The sequence below is a fragment of the Acidocella facilis ATCC 35904 genome (assembly GCF_000687875.1).
In the GTDB taxonomy this organism is placed as follows: domain Bacteria; phylum Pseudomonadota; class Alphaproteobacteria; order Acetobacterales; family Acetobacteraceae; genus Acidocella; species Acidocella facilis.
Genome location: NZ_JHYG01000001.1, coordinates 47,945 through 72,625 on the forward strand (window position 1 = coordinate 47,945; position 24,681 = coordinate 72,625).

Consider the following 24,681-nt stretch of genomic DNA (forward strand, 5'->3'; position numbering starts at 1 on the left):
GTTCAACCGCCGCCCATACACAGAATTCCTGACACTGCCCCGCCATCGGCGGTGATCGTTAAGGAGCGCGCTTCTGGATAGCGCTTTGTACCGGTCGTGTGCCACCAACTGCGGATTGTCTGCACGGCAAACTCCGCCGTATCATGGTCGATGCCGACGCTGACCCAGCCGAAATTGGCGGCCAGATCATAGACCCCATATGGCACCGCCCGGCCAAGCTCCTTGATCAAGAAATCATGCACACGCACTTCTTCGGGTTCACCTTGCGGGCGCCATTCCCGGCCGGCATTCTTGAAGTCGCCGACAAGCTCTTTCTTCTTCGTATCCACCGAGATCACCGGTTGCTGTGCGGCCAGGGCACGGCTCACGCTGGCGTTGATGTAGGTGAACTGGGCATCACGATCCGGATGGCTGTCACCCTCGCGGGTCTTGCTGTTCGCCTGCAAGCTGAATTTCTGGCTTTTGAGCAATTCGCCCACGACAGTGTGGCTGATCTGGTGCCCCATGGCGCGCAATTCGGTGGCCAGGCGGCGCAGTCCTTTGCAAGTCCAGCGCAGCGGCGACATCGGATCGCCGCGCTCACTCGGACTGACCAGTGCCAGAAGATCCTTCAGCAGCGCCGGGTTCGTCGTGGTCAGGGCTTTGCGTCCGCCGCCAGGACGCCGATTGCGATCGGCGGGCACCTCCAATGCGCCAACCAGTTCTTCCAGTCCGCGGCCGATCGTGCTGGGCGCGATACCGGTCGCGCGAGCAACCGCCGCGATACCGCCGTAACCCGCAGATCGCGCCTCAGCAGCGGCAAACGAGCGACGACCTCGCTCATCAAGATGCGGCGCAACAGCAATAAAACGGTCACGGATAGCACTGGTATCGATCATCCGGTCATACTACAAAACCACCTTGTCACCAGGGACCCCCCCCCAGCCTATCCGACTACAAAACCCGATTCAGCTATTTCCTGACAAGCCCTAACCTCATGACGCTGCCGCGTGGCCGCTCGAAGGGGAACGGCGTGCACGGGCATGTGGTCGATTACCGCCATGTGATCCATAGCCTGCGGCGCAAGCCGATGGCGCTGCTGAAGCTGGTCTATCGCGATCAGCTCTTCCCCCGCACAGCCTATGCCCGCACCTTCCACCGGCTGATCGAGGCGTTGCCGGAACGTGCCGCCTGCCAGATGATGGTTGAATTGCTCAGCCTGGCTCATGAACGGGCTTGCGAGGCCGAACTCGCCACGCTGCTCAGCGCAGACATCGCGGCCAACCGGTTACCCGACATGGCCAGTTTGAGAGAACGCTTCGCGCCAGATCCGGCGACGCTGCCGGAGGTCGTCGTCGAGCTCACGTCTTTAAGCTCCTATGACGCCCTGCTGGCGGGAGGTGTGGCATGACCAAACCAACCCCAACCAAACAAAATCAGGCCATTGACGCTCAGCGCCTCTGCCTCATCCTCAACGAGCTGCGCCTGCCGGCCATCAAGCTGATATGGTCAGACTTCACTGAGCGCGCCGACAAGGAGGGCTGGCCCGCCGCAAGGTTGCTGGCCGCCCTGGCAGAGCATGAGATCGCCGAGCGCGACCGGCGCCGCATCGAACGGCACTTGAGCGAAGCCCGCCTGCCGCCCGGCAAGACCCTCGAAAGCTTCACCTTCGACGCCGTGCCAATGATCTCGCGCGCCCAGGTCACCGCGATGTGTTCGGGCGACGGCTGGCTGGAGCAAGGTGCTAATCTCATCCTGTTCGGCCCGCCAGGCGGCGGCAAGTCGCATCTGGCAGCGGCCATCGGCCTGGCCCTCATCGAAAATGGCTGGCGTGTGCTCTTCGCCCGGACATCCGACCTCGTGCAGCGGCTGCAGGTGGCACGGCGCGAATTAACCCTCGAATCCGCCATCGCCAAGCTCGACAAATATCACCTGCTCATCCTCGACGACCTCGCCTATGTGGCAAAGGATCAGGCCGAAACATCGGTCCTGTTCGAGTTGATCAGCGCCCGTTACGAGCGTCGTTCCACCCTCATCACCGCCAATCAGCCCTTCGGCGAATGGAACCGGGTCTTCCCGGATCCCGCCATGACCCTCGCGGCAGTGGACCGCCTGGTCCACCACGCCACCATCTTCGAAATGAACGTCGAAAGCTACCGCAGGCGCGCCGCAATCCAGCGACAATCACGCCCCGGAAGGCCGCCAACATACGCGACAATCAAATCCACCGACGAGTTGTCGCTCCACGACAATCAACCCGCAGAATAACCATTGCCAGCGACAATCAGAACAGGCACAAACAACCCGCCGCGACAATCTACTCTCATCTTGATTGACGCCCGCCTCTCATCCAGATCGTCGCGCTATAAACAGCGTGAAACCATCGACATGCTGATTGTGAGGGTTCAGCGGCATGGCGACTCCGAACGGTAACACTTCCTAGAAAACCACGAGAAGCCCGCTCAGCGGGCTTTTCTTTTGGCCGGACATCCTAAGAGGAGAAGGCCCCAAGGTCACCCCTGAGCCTCTCAATGACATTAGGTGGCTATGTTGTCCAACCCTTCCCATTTTGGTGCCTTTCAAACTGAGGCCGAAGGCCGATCCGCGAGCGATGGGCTGCGCCTTCAAGGCGCGGCGCTTCGCGCGCATTATGGATTTTCTATGGAAAATCATGGATCGGTTTTCCAAATAGGCCGCAAAGCCAAGCTCTGCCTAGCTTTTTTGGATTAGGCCGGGGAAAGATACCGTGGGGGTTGGGGAAAGATACCGTGGGCATCGGGGAGAGTTACCGTGGGGGGAGGCCGCCTAATTTCCCATTTCCCCTTGGCGTACTCATCCACTTTCCATCCCACGGCGACAAGCTCGGCCAGCGCCCTGCGGGCCGTCTGACGACGCTTCTTCATGGCCTCGGCGCTGGCATCATCCGGCCAGACGTAACTACAAAGCGTGTCCAGTTCCACACGCCGTGCTTTGCCGGGGTCGATCCAACCGCATAGGCGTTGATGAATTAGGCGGGCTGGGTCGGTCTGCAACGCCCGGACTTCGTTCATATTGATGCGGACATGCTGCCTACCACCCATGACGGCTTGGGCAATCAATGGGTTCAGAGCCACGTACAGTTTGCCGTCCTGCTCGTCGCTCGCATACTGAGATAGCAAATGAAAACCCTGACGCTTTTTGCCGTGCTGGACGATGATAGAAACCTTCCAGAGGCGTTCGATGCAATCGCGCACAGGCTTGGTGTCGTCGATGTTGGCATAGCCAATTTCACGGCTCAACGCCCGATAGCTGCCTTTAACAACCATAGCATTCTGTTGGACAGCTTCCCACTTTGGCTCAAGGAGTAGCCGAAGCTGTTGCCCGTCGCCGGTCCGAGGCTCAGGGGATAAAACAAGGCCCGATGGGCCAGCCATTGCCACCAGACCTTGCAAAATACGCAAATCGTCCGCACCAAGTGGCTCTGGTCCGCTGAACTCAATGCGCTTACCATCGCCGTAGTCATACACCACATCCAGCTTTCCGCGCTTGCGCTCACCCCGCTTAAGACTGCGGAACAATCCGGGCGCTAGACAATGACCGGGGTCATGGCGTGCGTGGGTCAGTTCATGCGCACCCACGCCACGCCTTCCTGTTGCTCTCTTGTTCGGCCTCCACAAGTTCAACGGGCAACAGCACACCGCCGGCTTGCCGCGAGTACCAGCGATCAAGCGGCGTAGCGTCATAGTTCTGCTTGGACACCCCGAACCGCACAAAATGGCCGCGGCGTTCATTGCCTATAGGCCGTCGGTCATAGGAACGGTCGCTCCGCTCTTCGGCCTCTTTCTCGGTCATCTTTGCAACGAAACCGCACCAGCGGGCATTGTCGATCAGCGCGGAGGCGCCCCGCGCTGCCTGCTGCTGGTCGGTTTGGCCCTCGCGGGCGCTACCCTTACTGACGTGGTGCAGGTAAAGGACGGACGCCCCAGTGCTGGCAGCGACGTACTCCAGCGTGGCGACAAGCCGCGCCATGTCGCCGTTGCTGTTCTCGTCCAAGCTGTGAATCCGGCTCAAGGTATCCAGCACGATCAGCCGGGCGTCGGCGCAGAACGCAATGATCCGGGCTAGGTGCTGGTCGTTCATCACGTCCAAGCGCTTGCCCATGATAGGCTCAAGGGTCAGGTTTTCCGCGACAGCCTCACGTGCCTGCTGATTCAGGTGCTGGCCAATAGCGTGAACCCGGCAAACAAGCGCAGGCGGCGGGTCTTCTCCGGCCAGATATACTACGCGGCCAGAATGCGCAGGGGTGAGCCCCACAAGATCGCCACCGGCAACGCTGCACGCGATCGACATCGAGGCTTCCAATGCCCAAAAGCTCTTGCCCGTGGCTCCGGGAGCTACAAGCGCCCCGACTGTTCCTGCGAGAAAGCCGGGCCATATGAAGTCCAGTACAGGCGGGTCGCTCTCGAACGCCTCCCGTAAGTCAATCGCCATGGTTCACGCCCTTGAGCCGGGGCAAAAGGCTTGAATGTTCGACGCCTTGCGGGCTTCAATCCAGTCCTCAACCTCGGCCAAATCCCACGCTACATTTCGGCTGGTGAGCACAATCCGGCGAGGAAATTCCCCTCGTTGTTCCATGTTAAAAATCGTGCGCTCAGCCAACGGGATCATCGCATGAAGCTGGCGGCGATTGATGAGAGTTCTGTTCGTCGGTACGTGCATACTTTGGCCTCCTTCAGCATTTGCGAACTTATGCTTGATGGTGCCCTTCGATGCCGATTGCATCGACCGATTGATTGGCTAAAATGGTTGACATGAAGAATTTTCCCGTCATCCGAATCTGGGAGGGGTGTGATCCAACTGTCGCGGAAGCCATCAGGCAGTTTCAGGATCGCTGGCGACCGTACTCCGGAGCCTCGCGGGGCAAACGCATCGACCGTCTGATACAGGAACTCATTGATCCTGCTGTTGCCAGATACGCAGCATCGCTTCCGCAACAGTATTTGAGCTACATGCCCGGCGCTGGCGGCGTCGTGACCCTCAGTGACATCGTTCGCTTAGTAGGACTTAATTCGATGGCTCGCCTGCAACGCCAGTTGCTGCGAGCGTTCGTCTCGACACAGGCCGAAGAAACCGCCAGAGATCAACGATTTGTTGCGACACTCGAAACATTGCTGGACTTGATTCGTGCTTGTGCCCGCAAGCCGCCCTTGAAGGCCAAAGTACGCGACACCCGCTTGAACGGCAGGCGCGCTCAAGAATTCTGCCGCCTTTGTGGTGCACCCGCTGAACTGACTGCTTTTGCAGTTGGGAACGACAACACCAAGCGAGATGATCCGGGCGATGTGCTGCGCCTAAGCAGTGTGTACTGCACTGACCATCGCCCCCAATTGCCGAACGGCGACTGGAATCCTGCTTATCGAAAGGCAAAGCGGTCACTCGCGCAATTCGACATGGAGTTAGCTAGACTCACCAAACAATCGGGGAACTGGAAAAAAGTCGAAGCGCAGTCGGGCGATCCACTAGTTGATAGCTACATCTACCACTTTATCCGCAAACATCATCTCCGACCCGGAGATGAGGCAGAGCTTCGCGACCATGCGCGAAGGATGGCAGACGGAAAGCTGTCGGATCGCAAAAAGCAAATGGTCATGCTGGAACGATATGGCGTTAGCCAATCGGACGCCGCACGAAGGCTGGGCGTCGAGCGCCAAGCCGTATCCAAGGCTCTGGCCGCGCTCCCATCCGAATTCCGACAACTGCCCAACCTCCTAGGTTTCCCTGCCTATTTTTTGGTGTCAACCAAAGAGGCCAATTAGATCGATCACGCCCCTGTCCGTGGCCGCTTTGTCCACTCGTCGATCATGTCCGCCCAGTCTTGAAGCATTGCGGTGCGTTGCTCGCGGTACTCGGCCTTGTTGTAGACAGCCCTTACGCCCCGCTGCTCATGTGCAAGGCACTTCTCGATCCAGTCGGTGTTGTAGCCTGCTTCGTGCAGCAATGTGCTGGCCGTTCGGCGCAGGTCATGAGGCCCGAATTTAGCGAGGGGTTTCCCCTCTTTCTGAGCTAGCCGGTACGTCAGTGTCAGCACTTGATTGAGCGTTGCGCTGCTCATCGGTAGGTCCGAGTCGTACCGAGACGGCAGCACATACTCCGAACCGCCCGCGAAGGTTTTCAGGGCAATGAAAATATCCAGCGCCTGCCTCGACAGGAACACCAGATGCGGGTTGCGGCGCTTCATTCGTTCCTTTGGAATGGTCCAAAGGGCATCGCTGAAGTTGATCTCTCCCCACGTCGCATTGGTCAATTCGCTCTTGCGGACCATTGTGAGCAGCAACAACTTGGCCGCTGCCCGGATAGATGGTGTTGTGCCGATGCGTTCCATGTACTGGTACATCAGCCCGATTTCGTCGGGCGTCAGCGCCCGGTCGCGCGGCTCGAATTTGGCAATGGTTGTCGGGCGCACCAGTTCCGCCGGGTTCTCGACCTTCTGGCCGCGCTCGATGGCCCATCGATAGACCTGTAGTACCACCTCGCGAGCGTGCACGGCCGTTGCGGGGGCACCCCGCTCCACAATGGCATCGGTCAGCGCACGTAAGTCCTCGTGAGTAATTTCGACCAGCTTTTGGTTGCCGAATTTCGGCTTCAGCTCGCGCTCGAACACTAAGCGGCGCATGTCGCGGGTTGAGTCGGCCATCTGGTAGCCGCGCAGCCATTTTTCCGCCCAAGCGCCGAACGTCTCCGCATCCTTGATGCGGACCTTGTCCCGCGCCTTTTCCTTCGCTGGCGACTTCCCGGCGGCGATCATCTTCTTGGCTTCGTTTAGCCGTTCGCGGGCTTCCGCGAGGGTGATTCCGCCAACGCCGTAGCGGCCAAAGGTGACGGTCTCTTGCCTGCCGTGGATCGCGTAGTTGTAGCGGAATGAGATCGACCCGGCAGGCGTGACGGCCACATAGAGGCCGTCACGGTCATTCACCTTGTAGAGCTTATCCTGCGGCTTGAGATTGCGCAGCTTGGTATCGGTCAGCACGGCTTGCCTCCTTATTTGCCCCCAAATACCATGATTTCACTACCCGCTATTTGATCAAAAAAACTCAACAAAATCATAAATTTAAGCGATTTCGATACCATGAGCGCCCGTCTAGGCCCTCATGGTATTAATGTCATTCCATGGCATTCAAAGCCATTGATACCATCGATTATGCCATAAAAAAACAGTGCTTGACGCTGCCAACGGGTGCCAGACGATGCGAGGTATAGATACGAAAAAACCCCTTTTTACAGGGGCTTATCGTTAACTTTGTGCCGGTTGGTGCCAGCCTATGCCTGACGCGGGATCATTCCCACTCAATCGTCCCCGGCGGCTTTGAGGTGATGTCGTAGGTGACGCGGTTAATGCCGCGGACTTCGTTGACGATGCGTCCGGCGACGCGGGAGAGGAAGTTGATGTCGAACGGGTAGACATCGGCGGTCATGCCGTCCGTACTGGTGACGGCGCGCAGGGCGCAGACCTGGTCGTAGGTGCGGCCATCGCCCATCACGCCCACGGATTTCACCGGCAGCAGCACCGCGAAAGCCTGCCAGATCGCGTCATAGAGCCCGGCGGCGCGGATTTCTTCCAGATAGATCGCATCCGCCTTCTGCAAAATGGCGACCGATTCGCGGCTGACCGCGCCGAGCACGCGGATGGCCAGGCCCGGGCCGGGGAAGGGGTGGCGGCCGACGATGGTCTCGGGCAGGCCGAGCTCACGGCCGAGCGCGCGGACTTCGTCCTTGAACAGCTCACGCAGCGGTTCCACCAGCTTCAGCTTCATATAGTCAGGCAGGCCGCCGACATTATGGTGAGATTTGATGGTGACGGAGGGGCCGCCAAGGGCGGAGACGCTCTCGATCACATCCGGATATAGCGTGCCCTGGGCCAGGAATTCCGCGCCGCCGATCTTGGTGGCTTCCTCATCGAACACGTCGATGAAGAGCTTGCCGATGATCTTGCGCTTGCGCTCGGGGTCGGTGACACCGGCCAGCTCGCCCAGGAACAGATCCGAGGCATCGCGGTGGATCAGCTTGATGTTGAACTGGTCCCGGAAGACCTTCACAACCTCATCCGCTTCACCGGCGCGCAGCAGCCCGTGATCGACGAAAATGCAGGTGAGCTGGTCGCCGATCGCCTCATGGATCAGCGCGGCGGCCACCGAGCTGTCGACGCCGCCGGAGAGGCCGCAGATCACCCGGCCTTTGCCGACCTGGGCGCGGATCTTCTCGATCTCGGCTTCGCGGAAGCGCGCCATCGTCCAGTCGCCGGAGAGGCCGCAGACCTTGTGGGTGAAGTTCTTGATCAGCTGGGCGCCGTGCGGGGTGTGCACCACTTCCGGGTGGAACATCATGCCGTAATATCTGCGCTCGTCATTGGCGATCAGCGCATAGGGCGCGCCTTCGGAGACGGCGACGGTCTTGAAGCCGGGCGGCGGGGCGGAGATATGGTCGCCATGGCTCATCCAGACCTGCTCGCGCGCGCCGACGGCCCAGGTGCCCTCAAACAGCTCGCAATCGGCGACAACATCGATATGGGCGCGGCCGAATTCGCGGATCTCGGCCCCCTTGGCCTCGCCGCCCAGCTGCACGCACATGGTCATCTGGCCATAGCAGATGCCCAGCACCGGCAGCTTGCTCTCGAACACCCAGTCCGGCGCGCGGGGGCTGCCCTCGTCGGCCACGCTGGCCGGGCCGCCGGAGAGGATGATGCCGGCGGCGCCGAAATCGCGCATACGCTGCACATCCGCGTTGAAGGGGAGGATCTCGCAATACACGCCGCTCTCGCGCACGCGCCGGGCGATCAGCTGGGTGACCTGGCTGCCGAAGTCCAGGATCAGGATTTTTTGCTGGCTCATGCGCCCAACTAGAGGAGGGCGCGGGGCTTTGCAACAGAGGGAAAGCGCGGCTCAGGCATTTACGTCGAGCAGGGTCTCGATCGGGTCCCAGGCAAAGGCGATCTGGGGGATTTCCTCGCCGCCGACCCAGGTTGTGCCAGAGGCGATCTGCTTGCCGCCGAGATGCTGGTAGAAATAGCGGGACGGATTCTCACTCAGCACCCAGGCATAGACCGAGCGGCAGCCGAGCCGGGCCAGATGCTTGGCCGAGCTGCGCAGCAACTGCCCGCCCAGCCCGCGGTCGCGGTAATCCTCATGCATATAGAGGGTCTCGATCTCGCCATCACCGAGGGTTTTTTCCCGGCAGCGGGCGGCGCTGGAGAAGCCGAGAATCGGCGGGGCGCCGGGCTCGCCATAGCAGGAGATCACATGCAGCCCGCCGCCGACGCGGATGGAATGCTCATAATAGGCACAAAGCCGGTTGAGGGAGAGATTGGCGAGATAATCATCAGGCAGCAGATTGGCATAGGCGCTGCGCCAGGTGGCCACATGCACGGCGGCAACGCCACTGGCATCGGACAACCGGGCGCGGCGTATGGAAATCAACTGGCACGCACCATGATGGCGGCGAAGAACCCGTCAGTGCCGTTGCGGGCGGGGGAGAGGCGCAGATGCGCGGAACCTTTGAGCGCCTCGGGCGCTTCCAGGGGCAGGACGGAGAATTCAGGATGACGCGCCATGAACGCCTCGATTTGTGCCTCGTTCTCATCTTGCAGCACGGAGCAGGTGGCGTAAACCAGTCTTCCACCCGGCTTCACCAGTTTTTGCGCGCGGTCGAGAATATCGGCCTGTTTCACCGTCAGCTCGGCCAGATCGGTCTCGGTGAGGCGGGTGCGGGCGTCCGGGTTGCGGCGCCAGGTGCCGGTGCCAGTGCAGGGGGCGTCCACCAGCACGCGGTCGAATTTTTTCTCCTGGCGCTTCACCCACTTGTCGCCGGGCTCCAGCAGATGGCGCTCGGCATTGTGCACCCCGGCGCGGCGCAGGCGCTTGATGGCGCCCTCCAGCCGGGGCTCGGAGACGTCACAGGCGATGATATGGCCCTTATTGGCCATGCCCATGGCAATCGCCAGCGTCTTGCCGCCAGCGCCGGCGCAGAAATCCGCGACGCGCATGCCCGGCTTGGCATCCACCGCCAGGGCGATGAGCTGGCTGCCTTCGTCCTGGATCTCCACCAGCCCCTCCTGGAAGGCTTTGCCGGTGGTGACGGACTGGCGGTTGCGCAGCCGCAGGCCCCAGGGGGAATATTCGGTCAGCTCGGCGCGCAAGCCTTCGGCGGCGAGCGCCATGCGGGCGCCGTCGCGGTCGGTTTTCAGCAGATTGACGCGCAGATCCAGCGTTGCCGGCTCGTTCATCGCCGCCATTTCGGCGGCGAGGGTGGGGCCGAACTGGGCGCGCAGCTTGGGCAGGATCCAGTCCGGGATCTCGAATTTCACCGCTTCGGGCATGTCCGGATGTTCCAGCGTGCGGGTCGAGAGCTTCTCCAGCAGCGCCATTTCCTCAGGCTGCAGCGGTGGCGGGCCGTAGCGGCCGGAGACGAAGGCCATGGCGATCTTGTTCACCGTCTGGCCGGAAAACAGCGCCTGGGCCGCCAGCAGCAGCCGCGGGGTGTGCGGGGCGCGGTGATAATCCAGCCACCAGCCCAGATGCCGGCGGGTGCGCAGAACCCCCCAGACCAGGGCCGAGACGGCGCGCCTGTCGCCGCCGCCGATGAAGCGGCGGGTGCGGAAGAAATGGTTGGCCACCGCATCGGCGGGGCGGGGATCGGCCTCAATGAGGCCGAGAAGGTCGATGGCGGCGGCAAGCTGTCCGGCGGGTGTCATGGCGCACCCGTCGCGGATGCGGGGCAGGGCGTCAAGTCAAATCCGCCAAATGGGGGCGGATAGGGGGTTTGCAGGGGCTAAAGCGAGAACCCGCCGAGGGTTTGCAGCCCAACACCGCGTTCCATCCACCCAAGCCGCGCCACCCACGGCAAGCCGGAGGCGGGCGCCGCCCGGTTCAATTAGCGCCTTCTGAACGCGGGCCAGCGCCAGCCCTTGAACAGGCTGCGGCGGCTCAGCGGCTCGAAGATTTCGTCGGGCCCTTCCGGGTCGAGGATTTCATTGTCGGCCAGCCACTCTTTCACGCCGCCCAGATCCGGCAATTGGTAGGGCGTGAGGCTGCGGCCGGTGGCAGCTTCGCGCAATGTTTCGATGGTACCGATCAGCGAGCCGCATTGCGCGAACAAAGCGGCGATCTCGTCGGCGGTGCGATCGAAATGCTCCGCGAGGAGATCGTGCAGCAACGGCATGAAATGAAGCTCGCCGTCTTGGTTGTCCGCCTCATGGGCCGGCAGGATCACATCGCATTCAGTGTCAAGCCGCAGCGAGCGGTTGTTGAAGTTGGAGGAGCCGAGCCGCAGATATACGCCATCGACGATGGTAATCTTGGCATGCACATAGATCTCGTTGCCGCCTTTGGTCAGCGGGTGATAGAGCCGAAACCGGCCCTGATGGTCGATCCGCCGCAGCGCCTCGACCAGCCGGGCGCGGGCGGAGTCCATGGCAATGGGCTCGATCCAGCCTTCGGCGCTGACCGGGTTGAGGATGACGATCTCCGGACCGTCACGCTCGGCCAACCGCTTGGCGATGGCCTGCGCCACCCGCCGGGAGGCGAAATATTGGCTTTCCGCGTAGATCCATTTTTTCGCCCGCGCGATGAGGTCGAGATAGATTTGCTCGATCTCGGCAACCGGTTCGCGGTCCGGCATTTTGGGTATGGTGCGGGCAATGGCCAGGCGGATATTATGAAAATTGGGACGTAGCGCGGCTGGCCAACAATCATGCGTGGCGGTTTCCGGGGTGAGCACTTCCCCTGTTGCCGCCCGCCAGCGTTGACGCGCGAGATCTCCCATGGCCCGGGCCAGGGGGCCATCGAAGGCGCTGGTGGCATCATGCCAAGGCTTTAGTTTTTCGCCGTTGGGGCCGACACGTTGTGGGTCGTCGTCAAGATGACGGCGCGTGTCCCACCGCCCGAGAGTCATATCAATGCCGCCGCAAAACGCGATTCGATCGTCAATGACAACGATTTTTTGATGATGTGAGCCCGCCAGCGGATGTTCGCCATCAAGCTTGAGGCGAATCTGCTTATTCAGCTTCCAGCGGATAATTGAGAAAATTGTGCCGCCGCGAAATATTGCCTTGAAGGCGCCGGTGTCCCATCGCAACAACCTGATATTCAGGGATGGCGTGCGCCGCGCCAGCCAAAGGATGAAATCGCCGAGTGCGACAGGCCCGCCATCGCCCCCATCTCCCAAGCGGATACGCGCGTCAAAATCCCAGCCGATGAGATAGATGCTGTGTTTGGCCGCCAACATCGCCTGGCGGACGGCAATGAAATAATCGGCCGCGTCGATGATGACGGCGAAGCGCTCCGCCTGTTCAATGCGCCAGCAATTATGGCCGGGCTGCAAAAGCGCTTCAGCGCGCGGTCCAGGGGAGGGGGGCGTGATGTCGTTGGCTATCGACATAAACCTGCCCAGCCCGGCATTTTCCGCTTCCCTCATCCGCAGTTTTGAGAGCCAGATATGGGATGGCCGAAAGCGAAAACAATTGGCGGGGAGGTTGGTCGCATTCGGGGCAAGCGATTGATCATGCGGCGATGGAGCACGATGAGATGCTTCATGAGAATGAATTTTTAGTTATGTATGGGTGAAAATTATGGATCTGTCCTGTGCGGCGCACTGATCCATATTCCCTTTGGCAGCGTAAGTCTTCTGATGAAGTCCTTTAATTTTTTGTTATCAACAAGTAACGATTGGGATGGTCAGCTGCCATGAGTAGGCTCGGTGATCGCGCGGTTATATTCGGGGCACGCGGTGCCATTGGCGGCGCTTTGGTTGACGCGTTGAGGCGACGCGGCGTGGGGGAGGTGCATGCGCTCTCGCGCCAGCCGGTTGCCGCCGCGCCCGGCATCTATCCCGCGCAGGTCGACCTGTTGGATGAAGCCAGTCTCAGCTTCCATGCGGCGCGGCTGGGAGCTGACGGGGTGTTGGATACGATCATCGTCGCAACCGGGCTCCTGCATGCGCCCGATATGCTGCCGGAGAAGGCGTTGCGTGATCTGCGGGCCGACGCGCTCGCCATGTCGTTCGCGGTAAATTGTATCGGCCCGAGCCTGGTGATGAAGCATTTTCTGGGGCTGTTGCCGCGCGACCGTGCTTCCAGGTTCGCGGCCCTTTCGGCCCGCATCGGAAGCATTTCCGATAATCAAAAAGGTGGCTGGTACGGTTATCGCGCGGCGAAGGCGGGGCTCAACATGATGCTGCGCAATGCCGCGATCGAAACCGCCCGGCGCGCGCCGCACGCGGTTATCATGGGCCTTCACCCTGGCACCGTCGATAGTGCATTGTCGCGTCCATTCCAGAAACTGGTTCCGCCTGGGCAGTTGCGCAAGCCCGAGGATGCGGCCGAGCAATTGCTGGATGTGATGGAGGCGGCCACGCCGGCGCAATCCGGAAAATTATTCGCTTATGACGGCACGGAGATTTTGCCATGACCTCATCATCCGTCGCCGTGATCGGTGCGGGCACGGCGGGGCTTGCGGTGGCGCGTGGTCTCTCCCGCCATTTTTCGGTGCGCGTTTTTGAAAAAGCGCGTGGGCCGGGAGGGCGGCTGGCGCATCGCCGCCGGGAGGGGTTCGCGTTTGACTTCGGCGCGCAATATTTCACCGCGCGCGATCCCCGCTTTGTCGCGGAGGTTGCGGCGCTACGCAGCGCCGGCATCGTCTCCCCATGGCGCTGCCGGTTTTCGAAAATTGAAAATGGGTGTGAGATAAGTCGCCAGCTCTGGGATGATGACACGGCGCATTATGTCGGGACGGGCCGCATGAGCGCGCTCTCCGCGTATTGGGCGCGCGGCTTGGATGTGAAATTGCAAACCAGGATCACGCAGCTGCGTGAGACGCGAACCGGCTGGAGCCTGCAGAGTGACAGCGGGGAGGTGTTCGGCCCGTTTGCCTTTGTGGTCATCGCCTTGCCGGCGTTGCAGGCGGCCGCTTTGTTGCCCGATCAGTCAGCCTTGCGTGTCAATGCCCAGGCCGCGCGCATGTCGGGCTGTTTCGCATTGATGCTGGGGCTGGAGGCGCCTGCGGAATTGCCTTTCGATGCCGCGGAAATTATCAGCGGGCCGCTCAGTTGGCTGGCGGTTTGTGAATCGAGGCCAGGGCATGAAGCCGGGCCAGGGTTGGTGGTGCTGTCCAATAATCTTTGGGCGGATGTTCATATGGAAGATCCCCCGTCTCTGGTTGAGGCGGTGATGCGCGCGGAACTTGATCGTCTGATCGAGGGGAAATTGCGGGTGCAGCACGCGGATCTGCATCGTTGGCGCTATGCGAATTGTCCGCCGGCCCAGGATGGCTTGCCGATGCTCGATGCCGAAAATCGTCTGGCGCTGTGCGGGGACTGGACGGATCACGGACGCGTCGAGGCGGCGTATCTCTCCGGTGTGCGGATCGCGGAGCAGGTTCGCAAGGCGCTTACGGCTTAGCGTGACAAAGTCATCGCACGCATCAACAGATCGAATTATCCTCCATAAAATACTTGTCATTTGTTAAATCTCCCAGGATAGTGTGGCACTCGGCGGCTCGGCGCGTTTGTGCCGTCGTTCGCCGTGCTCGCAAAAATATCCAATAATCGCGTGTAATTTTCTTGGAGAGTATTCATGGATTGGCTTAATCCCCCGGCCCTGGCCGGCGCCATGCTGGAAGCCGGCACAAAGAAGGCAAATCTTCCGGCAAAGACCATCTTACTGACCGGCATTCTCTCGGGCATGTTTTTGGGTTTCACCACCACCTTGTTCGTGAGTGCGCTTGTGGCCACCGGCAATATCGTGGTTTCGGCCTTGTTCTTCCCGGTCGGGTTCATCCTGCTTGTCCTGCTCGGACTTGAACTTTTCACCGGCAATGCCGCGCTGCTGCCTTACGCGCAGATGGGCGGGCGGATTTCCGGCGGCCAGGTCGTCTCCGGCCTGGTCTTGGTCTATATCGGCAATCTCATTGGAAGCGTGATTTACGCTTTGCTCTTCGCCGCCATCGATACGAAGTTTTTCACCGACGCGCCGTCCCCGATTGGGGCGAAAATTATCGCGATCGCCACCTTGAAAGTGGTTCCCTATATGAGCGCGGGCGCGGCCGGTTGGGGCACGGCGCTGCTCAAAGGTGTGATCTGCAACTGGATGGTCAGCCTCGGCGCGGTGATGGCGCTGGTCACGCGCTCGACCATTGGCAAAATCTTCGCGATGTATCTGCCGATCATGGCCTTCGTCGCGCAAGGGTTTGAGCACTGCGTGGTGAACATGTTCGTGATTCCCTGCGGCATCATGCTCGGTGCGAAGGTGAGTGTGGCGCAGTGGTTGATCTGGAACGAGATCCCGGTGACGATCGGGAACATTATCGGTGCGGTCATCATCACGGCGGCTGGGCTGTATCTGTCTTTCGGCAGGTCCGCTACCCCGGTGGCTGAGCAAGGCTCGATACCGGTGCAGGGGTAAATAAAAAGGGAGGGGAATTTCCCCTCCCTTTTTTTTGATGTCTGGAAAATTTCAGTTTCGTTCGTGATGCAGTTGAGACAAGGCTTTATGAACACGCTCATTTAGCCCGCTGCCCCCCTGCTCCAGATGCGCGAAGATATTCGCGAGCATGCGTTTTTCCCAGAAGCTCTTGAGGTGGCCGGCGATTTCTCGCACGGCCACGTCCTCCTTTTCATGCTTGAAGAAAGTGCCGATCTGGTTGGCCATGTAGACGAGTTTCTCGGTCTTCATTCCGCGGCCTCCTGAGGCGCGATCTGGCGGGCCTTCTCGCTATGTGCCTGGTAGCGCTCCTGCCATTCGGTCGGGCCGTTGGAGAGCGAGACCTGCACCGCCGTCACCTTGTATTCCGGGCAATTCGTCGCCCAGTCCGAATAGTCGGAGGTGATGACATTGGCCTGCGTCATCGGGTGGTGGAAGGTGGTATAGACCACGCCCGGCGCAACGCGATCAGTGATCTTCGCGCGCAGCGAGGTTTCGCCGGAGCGGCTGGCGAGCTTCACCCAGGCCCCGTCCTTCACGCCGCGCTGCTCGGCATCATGCGGATGGATTTCCAGAAGATCCTCTTCATGCCAGGCGACATTCGCGGTCCGCCGCGTTTGCGCGCCGACATTATATTGCGAGAGGATGCGCCCGGTGGTGAGCAACAGCGGGAAGCGCGGGCCGGTTTTCTCGTCCGTCGGCACATAGTCGGTGACGACAAACTTGCCCTTGCCGCGGACGAAATGGCCGATATGCATGATCGGCGTGCCCTCGGGCGCGGCGTCGTTGCAGGGCCATTGGATCGAGCCTTTCTCCTCCAGCGCCGCGTAGGAGACATTGGCGAAAGACGGTGTGGTGCGCGCGATCTCGTCCATGATCTCGCTGGGGTGGGTGTAGTCGAGCGCCATCCCCATCGCCTTGGCCAGCATCAGCGTCACTTCCCAATCGGCATAGCCATTGCGCGGCGCCATCACCTTGCGCACACGCTGAATGCGCCGCTCCGCGTTGGTGAAAGTGCCGTCCTTCTCCAGGAAGGTCGAACCAGGCAGGAACACATGCGCGTAGTTCGAGGTCTCGTTGAGGAAGAGATCCTGCACCACCACGCATTCCATGGCGCTGAGGCCGTTGGTGATGTGGGTCGTGTCGGGATCGGACTGGGCGATATCCTCGCCCTGGATGTAGAGCCCCTTGAAGCTGCCATCCATCGCCGCATCGAGCATGTTGGGAATGCGCAGCCCCGGCTCGTTGGAGAGCGGCACGTTCCATTCCGCCTCGAAAATATGCCGGACATTGTCATCCGCCACATGCCGGTAGCCGGGGAATTCATGCGGGAAGCTGCCCATATCGCAGCTGCCCTGCACGTTGTTCTGGCCGCGCAGCGGGTTGATGCCGACACCGCGCCGACCGACATTGCCGGTGACCATGGCGAGATTGGCGATGGCGATGACGGTGGTAGAGCCCTGGCTATGCTCGGTCACCCCCAGACCGTAATAGATGGCGCCATTGCCGCCAGTGGCGTAAAGCCGTGCCGCTTCGCGGATGGTTTGCGCCGGCACGCCGGAAATCTGCTCCACCGCTTCCGGGCTGTTCTTCGGGTCCAGAATGAAGGCCGCCCATTCGGAGAACTCATCCCAATCGCAACGCTCGCGCACATAGGCTTCGTTCACCAGCCCTTCCGCGACGATGACATGCGAGAGCGCATTCACCACCGCGACATTGGTGCCGGGGCGAAGTGCGAGATGGTGCGCAGCCTCGACATGCGGGGTGCGGACAATGTCGGTGCGGCGCGGATCGATAACGATCAGCTTCGCCCCCTGGCGCAGACGCTGCTTCATGCGCGAGCCGAACACGGGATGCCCGTCCGTCGGGTTGGCGCCGATGACCATGATGACATCGGACTCCATCACGCTGTCGAAATCCTGGGTGCCGGCGGAGGTGCCCAAAGTCGTTTTCAGCCCGTAGCCGGTGGGTGAGTGGCAGACGCGGGCACAGGTATCGACATTGTTATTGCCGAAGCCCGCACGGATCAGCTTCTGCACCAGGAAGGTTTCCTCATTGGTGCAGCGCGAGGAGGTGATGCCGCCGATCGCATCCTTGCCATATTGCGTCTGGATGCGCTTGAATTCGGCGGCGACATGCGAAATTGCCTGCTCCCAGCTCACCTCCTGCCAAGGATCGGTGATTTTGGCGCGGATCATCGGCTTGGTGATGCGGTCCTTGTGGGTGGCATAGCCCCAGGCGAAGCGGCCTTTCACGCAGGAATGGCCGTGATTGGCTTGGCCATCCTTGTAGGGAACCATGCGCACCAGCTCCTCGCCGCGCATCTCCGCCTTGAAGGCGCAGCCCACACCGCAATAGGCGCAAGTGGTGACGGCGGAATGCTCCGGCTGGCCCTGTTCGAGCACCGAGGTTTCGATCAGCGTCGCGGTCGGGCAGGCCTGCACGCAGGCGCCGCAGGAGACGCATTCCGAGCCCAGGAACATCTCGCCGATGCCCGGTGAGACTTTCGAATTGAAGCCGGAGCCGGCGATGGTCAGCGCGAAGGTGCCCTGGATTTCCTCGCAGGCGCGCACGCAGCGCGAGCAGACGATGCATTTCGAGGGGTCGAACTGGAAATAGGGATTGGAGGTGTCTTTGGCCTGGCCGAGATGGGTTTCGATCTCGTTGCCATAGCGCACATCGCGCAGCCCGACAGCGCCGGCCATGTCCTGCAATTCGCAATCGCCATTGGCGCCGCAGGTCAGGCAGTCCAGCGGATGGTCGGAGATATACAGCTCCATCACCCCGCGGCGCAGCTTCGCCAGCTTGGCGTTCTGCGTGTGCACCACCATGCCTTCGGCCACCGGCGTGGTGCAGGAGGCCGGGGTGCCGGCGCGGCCTTCGATTTCCACCAGGCAGAGCCGGCAGGAGCCGAAACTATCCAGCGTATCGGTGGCGCAGAGTTTGGGGATTTGCGTGCCCATCTCCATTGCCGCGCGCATCACCGAGGTGCCGTCCGGCACGGTGATGCTCTGGCCATCGATGGTGAGGCTCACCAGCTTGGTGGCGTTGCTCGGCTTGGTGCCGTAATCGACTTCGTGGATCAGACCCATGTTGGACTCCTATTCCGCCGCCAAAGGCAGCGCGGCGCCGCCAAAATCTTCAGGAAAATGCGTGATCGCGCTCAGCACGGGGTAGGGGGTGAAACCGCCCAGGGCGCAGAGCGAGCCGAATTTCATCGTCTCGCAAAGATCCTTGACCAGATCGAGATCCCCCGGCCGGGACGCGCCGGCCACCACCCGGTCCAGAATCTCCGCGCCGCGCGTCGAGCCGATGCGGCAGGGCGTGCATTTGCCGCAGGATTCATGGGCGCAGAATTCCATCGCGAAGCGCGCCATCGCGGCCATGTTGGCGGTGTCGTCAAACACCACCAGCCCGCCATGGCCGATCAGCCCGTTGCGCGCGGCGAAGGCTTCGTAATCATAGGGCGTGTCGAATTGCGCCGGGGCGAAATAGGCGCCGAGCGGCCCGCCCGCCTGCACCGCGCGCACCGGCCGGCCGGAGGCGGTGCCGCCGCCGATCTCGTTCACCAGCTCGCCCAGCGTGATGCCAAAGGCGGTCTCGAACAGCCCGCCATGCTTGATGTTACCGGCCAGCTGCACCGGCATGGTGCCGCGCGAGCGCCCCATGCCGAAACTGGCATAAGCCTCCGCGCCCTGTGCCATGATGTAGGGAATGGTCGCCAGCGAGATCAGGTTGTTGATCACCGTCGGCTGGCCGAACAGGCCGCGCAGCGCCGGGATGGGCGGCTTGGCGCGGACCATGCCGCGCTTGCCCTCCAGGCTCTCCAGCAGCGCCGTCTCCTCGCCGCAGACATAGGCGCCGGCGCCGACCCGCAGCTCCAGCGCGAAGCCGTCGAGCAGGCCGGTTTCCTGCGCGATCGCCAGCGCTTCGTTGAAGATTTTGATGCCGTTGGGATATTCCGAGCGGCAATAGACATAGCCCTGGCTGGCGCCCACCGCCCGCCCGGCAATCGCCATGCCCTCGATCAGGCAGAACGGGTCCGCCTCCAGGATCATGCGGTCCGCGAAGGTGCCGGAATCGCCTTCATCGGCATTGCAGACAATGTATTTCTGCGGCGCCTCGGCCTTGCGCACCGTCTCCCATTTCACCCCGGTGGGGAAGCCGGCGCCGCCACGGCCGCGCAGGCCGGATTTGGTGATCTCGGCGCAGATCGCCTCGGCGCTCATCCCGCGCGCCCGCTCCAGCCCGGCGAGGCCGCCATGGGCGCGATAATCCGCCAGGCTCAGCGGGTCGATGATGCCGCAGCGCGCGAAGGTCAGGCGCTGCTGCTTGGCGAGGAAGGGCAGGGCCTCGACCAGCCCCAGTGCCTTGGGGTGGGAGGCGGGATCGGCGAACAATCCGGCCACATCCGCCAATGTCATCGGGCCAAAGCCGGTGCGCCCTTCGGGGGTCTCGATTTCGACCAGCGGTTCCAGCCAGAACATGCCGCGTGAGCCATTGCGAATGATCTTGGCTGCAACGCCGCGCCTGGCGGCTTCGGCGGCGATGGCGGCGGCCAGAAGGTCAGCCCCCAGAGCCAGGGAAACCGCATCGCGGGGGACGAAAATACGCATCAGGCGGCCTCCTCGGCGAGGGCGTGCAGGGCTTGCGCATCCAGCCGGGCGCGGGGTTCGCCATCCAGCATCGCGTTGGGGCCGCAGGCGCAGAGCCCGAGACAATAAACCGGCTCCACCGTCAGCCGCCCATCCGGCGTGGTCTCGCCCCATTTCAGCCCGAGGCTTTGCAGCAAGGCGTTGGCATGGGCTTCGCCACCGACCGACTGGCAGGCTTCCGCCCGGCAGATTTTCAGCACATGCCGGCCCGCCGGGGCCTGGCGGAAATCATGATAGAACGACACCACGCCATAGACTTCGGCGCGGGTGACATTGAGGCTCTGCGCCACCAGGCGCATCGCCTCGTCACTGATAAACCCGAACTCTTCCTGGAGCGCGTGCAGGATTGGCAGCATCGGACCTTTGATAGGCAGATACTTATTAACAATCTCTTGCGCGCGTGACGCATCCCAGCTGGCGGACATGGATCGCTTCACCTTCTTGCTCTTGACGGCGGGAAAATGCGCGAACGTAAGGTGAATTTCAATCCGGGTAATTCAGTGCTGCGATAGCACAAAACTATAGAACCAGCCCGCCCTCCAGGACTAGGGTGAACATCGCCTGGGCCAGCGGCGGCATCGGGCTGCGGTCGCTCGCCAGCAGCCCGACAATATGCGCCTCCTCGGGGTCATTGATCGGGATTGAGCGAAACCCCGGCCCCAGCCCGAAAATCTCCACCAGCTTCTCCGGCAGCACGCAGGACCAGTTGCCGGTGCGCACATGCGAGAGCAGCACCATGATCGAGTTCGATTCCACCGCCGGCGGCAAATGCGCGCCGGATCGGCTCAGCAGCCGGTCGATGATGCGCCGGTTCTGCATATCCGGCGTCAGCAGGCAAAGCGGCGTCTGCGCGACCTCGGCCCAGCTCACCGCGTCGCGCTCGCCAAAGGCGGAGAGGGCGCTGGTCACCAGCCGGTAATGCTCTCTGTAAAGCGGCGTGAAGCGGAATTTGCCGATCGGCTCGTTATCCAGATAGGTGACGCCGACATCGATTTCAGCGTTCTGCAGCTGCCGCAATATCTCTCCGGAATTGGCGGATTCCACGCTGAAGCGCACATTCGGGTGGCGGGCGCGGAAGGGCGAGGTGAGCCCGGCGACCACCGCCAGCGCCGTCGGGATCACCGAAATCCGCAACAGCCCGGCGAGGCCGCCGCTGGCGGTGGCCAGCTCCAGCCGCATCGAGCGCAGATCGGTGGCGATGCGCCGTGCCCAGCCCAGCACGATCTCGCCTTCCGGGGTGAAGCCCTGAAAGCGCGAGCTGCGAATGACCAGAGGCAAGCCCACCTGCTCCTCCAGCGCGCGGATGCCGGCCGAGAAGCTGGGCTGCGTGACGCCACAGGCCTGCGCGGCGCGGCCGAAATTCTTCTCCCGCGCCAGGGCGATGAGATATTCAAATTTGGTGAGTATGGGGACGCTCCCGGGCTGCTGGCGCAGAGTATCGGCGGGCGTGGCGGGCTGTCAAAGCCCAGATCTGCCGGCTTTGCGCATTGCCGTTTGCCGGCTTCGCCGCCATGTTATCACAACCCGGTCTGAACGAGGCCGGGAGAGGCGGCCGGCCGCCATCCTCCTGGCGCAAGACCGGCGATGGGAGGAAAACAGGGCCATGAGCTTGTCCACATCCGAGCGCGAGGTCGAATCCGGCGCGGCGTTTGATGATCCAGAGCGGACGCCGATGGATGGGGGGCCGGTGCGCGCGCTCAATTTGCTCTCCTTGTCGCTGATCGCGCTGGGGCTGGGGATTTTCACCGGCGCCGGCGCGGCCTTGTTCCGGGCGCTGATCGGGCTGATCCATAATCTCGGCTTCCTGGGGCAACTTTCCTGGCATTACGACGCGAATCACTTCACCGCCGGCTCGCCCTGGGGCGGGCTGATCATTTTCGTGCCGGTCATTGGCGGGCTGGTGGTGACGTTTCTGGTGGTGAATTTCGCCCCGGAGGCGCGCGGCCATGGCGTGCCGGAGGTGATGGACGCGATCTTCTATAAAAGCGGCGTCATTCGCCCGGTGGTGGCGGTGGTGAAATCCTTGGCTTCGGCGGTGGCCATCGGCACCGGGGCGGCGGTCGGCCGGGAAGGGCCGATCATCCAGATCGGTTCGGCGCTGGGCTCGACGCTGGGGCAGCTCATCCGGATGCCGGCGGATCAGCGGATCATTCTGGTCGCCTCCGGGGCCGGGGCCGGCATCGCGGCGACCTTCAACACCCCCATCGGCGGGGTGATGTTCGCCATCGAGCTGATGATGCCCGAAATCGGCGTGACGGCGTTTTTGCCGGTGGCGCTGGCGACGGGGGCGGCCACCTTCATCGGGCGTGCCTTTTTTGGCGACCAGCCGGCGTTCTTCGTGCCGCCCTTGCCGTCGCTGGGCACCGGACCGGACGCCGCCGCGACCTTGCTGCTGTTCGCCGTGCTAGGCGGGCTGATCGGCGTCGCCGCCTGGGGCTTTATTCGGGGGCTGCATTTGGCGGAGGATGCGTTTGAGCGGATCCCGAATCGCTATCTGCGCCACGCGCTGGGCATGGCGATGGTCGGGCTGCTGTTCTACCTGCTCTATCGCACGCTTGGGCATTATTATGTCGATGGCGTCGGCTATGCGACGATCGAGGCGATCCTCACCGGCCAGCTCGGCACCAGCCTGCCAATGCTCGGAGCCTTGCTGCTGTTCCTGTTCGTGGCCAAGCTGTTCGCCACCTCGGTCAGCCTCGGCTCCGGTTCCTCGGGCGGCATTTTCTCACCCTCGCTGTTCATGGGGGCGGCGATCGGCGGCGCCTTCGCCGCGGCGCTGAAGGCGCTGCATGTGCCGTTGCCGATCGACGTGGCGAGCTTCGCCATGGTCGGCATGGCGGCGATGGTGGGCGGCGGCACCGGCGCGGTGATGACGGCGGTGGCGATGATCTTCGAGATGACGCGCGATTACGGCATCGTCATGCCGATGATCGTCGCGGTGGCGGTGGCGGTCGGGGTGCGCCGGCTGCTCTCGCCGGAGAATATCTATACGGTCAAGCTGGTCGGGCGCGGCCACAGCATTCCCCGGGCGCGCCATGCCAACATGTTCCTGGTCCGCCGGGCGCGCGACATCATGGTGCGGAGCGTGACCATCCTGCCCGCCGAGACCAGCTTCGAGGCGTTTCTGAGCGCTGAGGAGGAGACCGGGCGGATGCGCCATGTGGTGGTGACGCAAGCCGGGCAGATCCGCGGCGTGCTGCGGGTGAATATGGCGCTGCGGCGAGGGCTGGCGGAAGATGAGCGCGGGATCACGCTCGGCGATCTGGCCAGCCGGGATTTCACCATCGTGCGCGAAAACACCATGGCTTTCGATGTCATCCGCCGGCTCTGGGGAAAACAGGCGATCATGGCGGTGGTGGTGGGCGATGGCGTCGGCGCCCCGCGCGCCGAGGATGTGCGCGGCGTGATTACCAAGGAGCATGTGGCCGACAGCGTCGCCGCGAATGTCGCCGATTACAGGAATGACTGAGGCGGGGTGAGCTTCAGGGCCGCTCGCGCCCGGTGGTGGAGCCGCGCGTCAGGCAGCGCCCGCCGAGAACCATTTTGCGCAGTGGCGCGTCTGGCTCCTCCAGCCGCTCCAGCAGGAGCTGCATGGCGGTGCGGCCCATCGTCGCCACCGGCTGCTCGATCACCGTCAGCCCGGGGCCGATCAGATCGGTCCAGCTCTCATTGTCGAAACCCGCCACCGCGAGATCGTCCGGCATCGATTTGCCGGCGGCGCGCAGGGCGCGCACCACCCCCATCAGCAGCAGCCCGTTGGAGGCGATGACCGCTTCCGGCGCCGGGCCGCGTCTGAACCAGCCAGCCACCTCTTCCTCCGCCGCCTTGATGCTGGGGGGGATGAAGCGCGCCGAGGGGGTGAGGCCGAAGCGGCGCATCGCCTCCTCATAGCCCAGGCGGCGTTCGACGCCGGTGGTGGAGGCGTTGCCGAACAGCCCCTCGATGCGCCGGTAGCCACGGTCGCGCAGATGCTCGACCAGCAGCGCGGCGGCGCCGGCATTGTCCAGCACCACCGCATCCTGGCCGCTGCCGGGTTCGGCCCGGTCGATCAGCACCATCGGGAAATTGAACTGGCGTTTGGCGAGCTTGCCCACCGTGGCCCGGGTGGGGGCGAAGATGACGCCGGTGACGCGTTCCTCCTCCATCAGCTGCAGGTAGAGTGCCTCCTTGTCCGGGTTTTCGTCGGTATTGCAGAGGATCACCCGTAGCCCGGCCTTGTAGGCTTCATCCTCCACGGCGCGGGCCACGGCGGTGAAGAACGGGTTGGAGATATCCGCCACGATCAGCCCGATGGTCTGCGACTCCTGCGAGCGCAGCCGCCGCGCCGAGAGGTTGGGGCGGTAGCCGGTGGCTTTCACCGCCTCCTCGACCTTGGCGCGCAAGGCGGCACTCACCTGCCCGCCCGCCAAGGCGCGGGATACGGTGGCGGGGGACACATTCGCCCTGGCTGCAACGTCTTTGATGCTTACGCTCATGCTTCCTCCGGTTTCGCCTAAAAGCACGAAATCGTTCTCAGTCAAATGAGCGCTGAATCGCCGGAAAAAGCAAGAGACAAGCATGATGTTGCGTCTTGATGGCCTTGCGATGCTGGATAATGCTTGA

The 24,681-nt window shown here is 62.4% G+C and carries 20 protein-coding genes and 2 pseudogenes; 7 read left to right on the forward strand and 15 right to left on the reverse strand.

Annotated elements, in window-relative coordinates; genetic code table 11:
* Nucleotides 1–26: 26 nt before the first annotated feature.
* Nucleotides 27–878 (reverse strand): annotated as a pseudogene (locus tag T331_RS16820) (ISAzo13 family transposase); the annotation flags it as partial.
* Nucleotides 879–934: 56 nt separating this feature from the next.
* Between T331_RS16820 and T331_RS0100250 the strand changes: the two are divergent.
* Together T331_RS0100250 and istB are read left to right on the forward strand one after the other, a co-directional pair.
* Nucleotides 935–1,390, forward strand: a pseudogene (locus T331_RS0100250) (IS21 family transposase); the annotation flags it as partial.
* Nucleotides 1,387–2,247 carry an IS21-like element helper ATPase IstB gene (gene istB, locus T331_RS0100255; protein ID WP_026438591.1) on the forward strand — a complete coding sequence of 287 codons (861 nt, stop codon included), beginning with the start codon at nt 1,387–1,389 and terminating at the stop codon, nt 2,245–2,247. The pseudogene T331_RS0100250 and the gene istB, both read left to right, overlap by 4 nt.
* Before the next feature lie 458 nt (nt 2,248–2,705).
* Here istB and repC read toward each other — a convergent pair whose 3' ends face one another.
* The 3 genes from repC to T331_RS0100275 are packed head-to-tail and all read right to left on the reverse strand — an operon-like array spanning nt 2,706 to nt 4,677.
* Entirely contained in the window at nt 2,706–3,596 is an 891-nt protein-coding gene (repC, locus tag T331_RS0100265) for a replication protein C, IncQ-type (protein ID WP_035178675.1), read from the reverse strand.
* A complete protein-coding gene (locus tag T331_RS0100270) occupies nt 3,583–4,449 on the reverse strand; it encodes a helicase RepA family protein (RefSeq protein ID WP_008492798.1) in 867 nt (288 codons plus the stop codon). The genes repC and T331_RS0100270 overlap by 14 nt, the downstream gene beginning before the upstream one ends.
* A 3-nt stretch (nt 4,450–4,452) precedes the next feature.
* Entirely contained in the window at nt 4,453–4,677 is a 225-nt protein-coding gene (locus tag T331_RS0100275; RefSeq protein WP_008492799.1) for a helix-turn-helix transcriptional regulator, read from the reverse strand.
* A 92-nt stretch (nt 4,678–4,769) separates the two neighbouring features.
* Between T331_RS0100275 and T331_RS20360 the strand changes: the two genes are divergently transcribed.
* On the forward strand, nt 4,770–5,774 hold the full coding sequence (locus T331_RS20360) for a LuxR family transcriptional regulator (protein ID WP_244876860.1): 1,005 nt from the start codon (nt 4,770–4,772) through the stop codon (nt 5,772–5,774).
* A 5-nt stretch (nt 5,775–5,779) separates the two neighbouring features.
* Here T331_RS20360 and T331_RS0100285 read toward each other — a convergent pair whose 3' ends face one another.
* The 5 genes from T331_RS0100285 to T331_RS0100305 all read right to left on the reverse strand — a co-directional run bounded on the left by T331_RS0100285 (nt 5,780) and on the right by T331_RS0100305 (nt 12,423).
* The gene (locus T331_RS0100285) at nt 5,780–6,985 is read right to left on the reverse strand and encodes a tyrosine-type recombinase/integrase (protein ID WP_026438593.1); all 1,206 of its coding nucleotides are present in this window, start codon (nt 6,983–6,985) and stop codon (nt 5,780–5,782) included.
* A gap of 307 nt (nt 6,986–7,292) precedes the next feature.
* Nucleotides 7,293–8,843 carry a glutamine-hydrolyzing GMP synthase gene (guaA, locus tag T331_RS0100290; protein ID WP_026438594.1) on the reverse strand — a complete coding sequence of 517 codons (1,551 nt, stop codon included), beginning with the start codon at nt 8,841–8,843 and terminating at the stop codon, nt 7,293–7,295.
* A gap of 51 nt (nt 8,844–8,894) precedes the next feature.
* A complete protein-coding gene (locus T331_RS0100295) occupies nt 8,895–9,428 on the reverse strand; it encodes a GNAT family N-acetyltransferase (RefSeq protein ID WP_026438595.1) in 534 nt (177 codons plus the stop codon).
* Nucleotides 9,425–10,702, reverse strand: a complete 1,278-nt coding sequence (locus T331_RS0100300; RefSeq protein WP_026438596.1) for an RsmB/NOP family class I SAM-dependent RNA methyltransferase — start codon at nt 10,700–10,702, stop codon at nt 9,425–9,427. Before T331_RS0100300 ends, T331_RS0100295 begins: the two co-directional genes overlap by 4 nt.
* Nucleotides 10,703–10,881: 179 nt before the next feature.
* On the reverse strand, nt 10,882–12,423 hold the full coding sequence (locus T331_RS0100305; RefSeq protein WP_244876861.1) for a phospholipase D-like domain-containing protein: 1,542 nt from the start codon (nt 12,421–12,423) through the stop codon (nt 10,882–10,884).
* Between the two features lie 269 nt (nt 12,424–12,692).
* Between T331_RS0100305 and T331_RS0100315 the strand changes: the two genes are divergently transcribed.
* From T331_RS0100315 to T331_RS0100325, 3 genes are all read left to right on the forward strand, one after another.
* Nucleotides 12,693–13,415: an SDR family NAD(P)-dependent oxidoreductase gene (locus T331_RS0100315; RefSeq protein WP_026438598.1), complete on the forward strand. Its 723-nt coding sequence runs from the start codon at nt 12,693–12,695 to the stop codon at nt 13,413–13,415.
* The gene (locus T331_RS0100320; protein ID WP_026438599.1) at nt 13,412–14,404 is read left to right on the forward strand and encodes an NAD(P)/FAD-dependent oxidoreductase; all 993 of its coding nucleotides are present in this window, start codon (nt 13,412–13,414) and stop codon (nt 14,402–14,404) included. Before T331_RS0100315 ends, T331_RS0100320 begins: the two co-directional genes overlap by 4 nt.
* Before the next feature lie 174 nt (nt 14,405–14,578).
* Nucleotides 14,579–15,406 (forward strand): formate/nitrite transporter family protein, encoded by an 828-nt coding sequence (locus T331_RS0100325; protein ID WP_008492812.1) that lies wholly within the window; start codon nt 14,579–14,581, stop codon nt 15,404–15,406.
* 51 nt (nt 15,407–15,457) lie between these two features.
* Here T331_RS0100325 and T331_RS0100330 read toward each other — a convergent pair whose 3' ends face one another.
* From T331_RS0100330 to T331_RS0100350, 5 genes are all read right to left on the reverse strand, one after another.
* Entirely contained in the window at nt 15,458–15,676 is a 219-nt protein-coding gene (locus tag T331_RS0100330) for a formate dehydrogenase subunit delta (protein WP_026438600.1), read from the reverse strand.
* Complete coding sequence (gene fdhF, locus T331_RS0100335) at nt 15,673–18,516, reverse strand: formate dehydrogenase subunit alpha (protein WP_026438601.1); 2,844 nt, start codon at nt 18,514–18,516, stop codon at nt 15,673–15,675. The genes T331_RS0100330 and fdhF overlap by 4 nt, the downstream gene beginning before the upstream one ends.
* Before the next feature lie 9 nt (nt 18,517–18,525).
* Entirely contained in the window at nt 18,526–20,040 is a 1,515-nt protein-coding gene (locus T331_RS0100340; RefSeq protein WP_026438602.1) for a formate dehydrogenase beta subunit, read from the reverse strand.
* Nucleotides 20,040–20,504, reverse strand: coding sequence for a formate dehydrogenase subunit gamma (locus T331_RS0100345; protein ID WP_026438603.1), 465 nt, complete (start codon nt 20,502–20,504; stop codon nt 20,040–20,042). The genes T331_RS0100340 and T331_RS0100345 overlap by 1 nt, the downstream gene beginning before the upstream one ends.
* Nucleotides 20,505–20,598: 94 nt before the next feature.
* Nucleotides 20,599–21,513 carry a LysR family transcriptional regulator gene (locus T331_RS0100350; protein ID WP_268843607.1) on the reverse strand — a complete coding sequence of 305 codons (915 nt, stop codon included), beginning with the start codon at nt 21,511–21,513 and terminating at the stop codon, nt 20,599–20,601.
* 169 nt (nt 21,514–21,682) lie between these two features.
* Between T331_RS0100350 and T331_RS0100355 the strand changes: the two genes are divergently transcribed.
* On the forward strand, nt 21,683–23,548 hold the full coding sequence (locus tag T331_RS0100355) for a chloride channel protein (RefSeq protein ID WP_026438605.1): 1,866 nt from the start codon (nt 21,683–21,685) through the stop codon (nt 23,546–23,548).
* Between the two features lie 13 nt (nt 23,549–23,561).
* Here the strand turns inward: T331_RS0100355 and T331_RS0100360 are convergent, their stop codons facing one another.
* Nucleotides 23,562–24,554, reverse strand: coding sequence for a LacI family DNA-binding transcriptional regulator (locus T331_RS0100360; protein WP_026438606.1), 993 nt, complete (start codon nt 24,552–24,554; stop codon nt 23,562–23,564).
* Between the last annotated feature and the right edge of the window lie 127 nt (nt 24,555–24,681).

Bases quoted from the DNA above. Each gene is read 5' to 3' on its own strand.
- istB (WP_026438591.1), top strand. From the start codon at position 1,387: ATGACCAAACCAACCCCAACCAAACAAAATCAGGCCATTGACGCTCAG.
- T331_RS0100270 (WP_008492798.1), bottom strand. From the start codon at position 4,449: ATGGCGATTGACTTACGGGAGGCGTTCGAGAGCGACCCGCCTGTACTG.
- T331_RS0100275 (WP_008492799.1), bottom strand. From the start codon at position 4,677: ATGCACGTACCGACGAACAGAACTCTCATCAATCGCCGCCAGCTTCAT.
- T331_RS20360 (WP_244876860.1), top strand. From the start codon at position 4,770: ATGAAGAATTTTCCCGTCATCCGAATCTGGGAGGGGTGTGATCCAACT.
- guaA (WP_026438594.1), bottom strand. From the start codon at position 8,843: ATGAGCCAGCAAAAAATCCTGATCCTGGACTTCGGCAGCCAGGTCACC.
- T331_RS0100300 (WP_026438596.1), bottom strand. From the start codon at position 10,702: ATGACACCCGCCGGACAGCTTGCCGCCGCCATCGACCTTCTCGGCCTC.
- T331_RS0100305 (WP_244876861.1), bottom strand. From the start codon at position 12,423: ATGAGGGAAGCGGAAAATGCCGGGCTGGGCAGGTTTATGTCGATAGCC.
- T331_RS0100315 (WP_026438598.1), top strand. From the start codon at position 12,693: ATGAGTAGGCTCGGTGATCGCGCGGTTATATTCGGGGCACGCGGTGCC.
- T331_RS0100320 (WP_026438599.1), top strand. From the start codon at position 13,412: ATGACCTCATCATCCGTCGCCGTGATCGGTGCGGGCACGGCGGGGCTT.
- T331_RS0100325 (WP_008492812.1), top strand. From the start codon at position 14,579: ATGGATTGGCTTAATCCCCCGGCCCTGGCCGGCGCCATGCTGGAAGCC.
- T331_RS0100330 (WP_026438600.1), bottom strand. From the start codon at position 15,676: ATGAAGACCGAGAAACTCGTCTACATGGCCAACCAGATCGGCACTTTC.
- fdhF (WP_026438601.1), bottom strand. From the start codon at position 18,516: ATGGGTCTGATCCACGAAGTCGATTACGGCACCAAGCCGAGCAACGCC.
- T331_RS0100340 (WP_026438602.1), bottom strand. From the start codon at position 20,040: ATGCGTATTTTCGTCCCCCGCGATGCGGTTTCCCTGGCTCTGGGGGCT.
- T331_RS0100345 (WP_026438603.1), bottom strand. From the start codon at position 20,504: ATGTCCGCCAGCTGGGATGCGTCACGCGCGCAAGAGATTGTTAATAAG.
- T331_RS0100355 (WP_026438605.1), top strand. From the start codon at position 21,683: ATGAGCTTGTCCACATCCGAGCGCGAGGTCGAATCCGGCGCGGCGTTT.
- T331_RS0100360 (WP_026438606.1), bottom strand. From the start codon at position 24,554: ATGAGCGTAAGCATCAAAGACGTTGCAGCCAGGGCGAATGTGTCCCCC.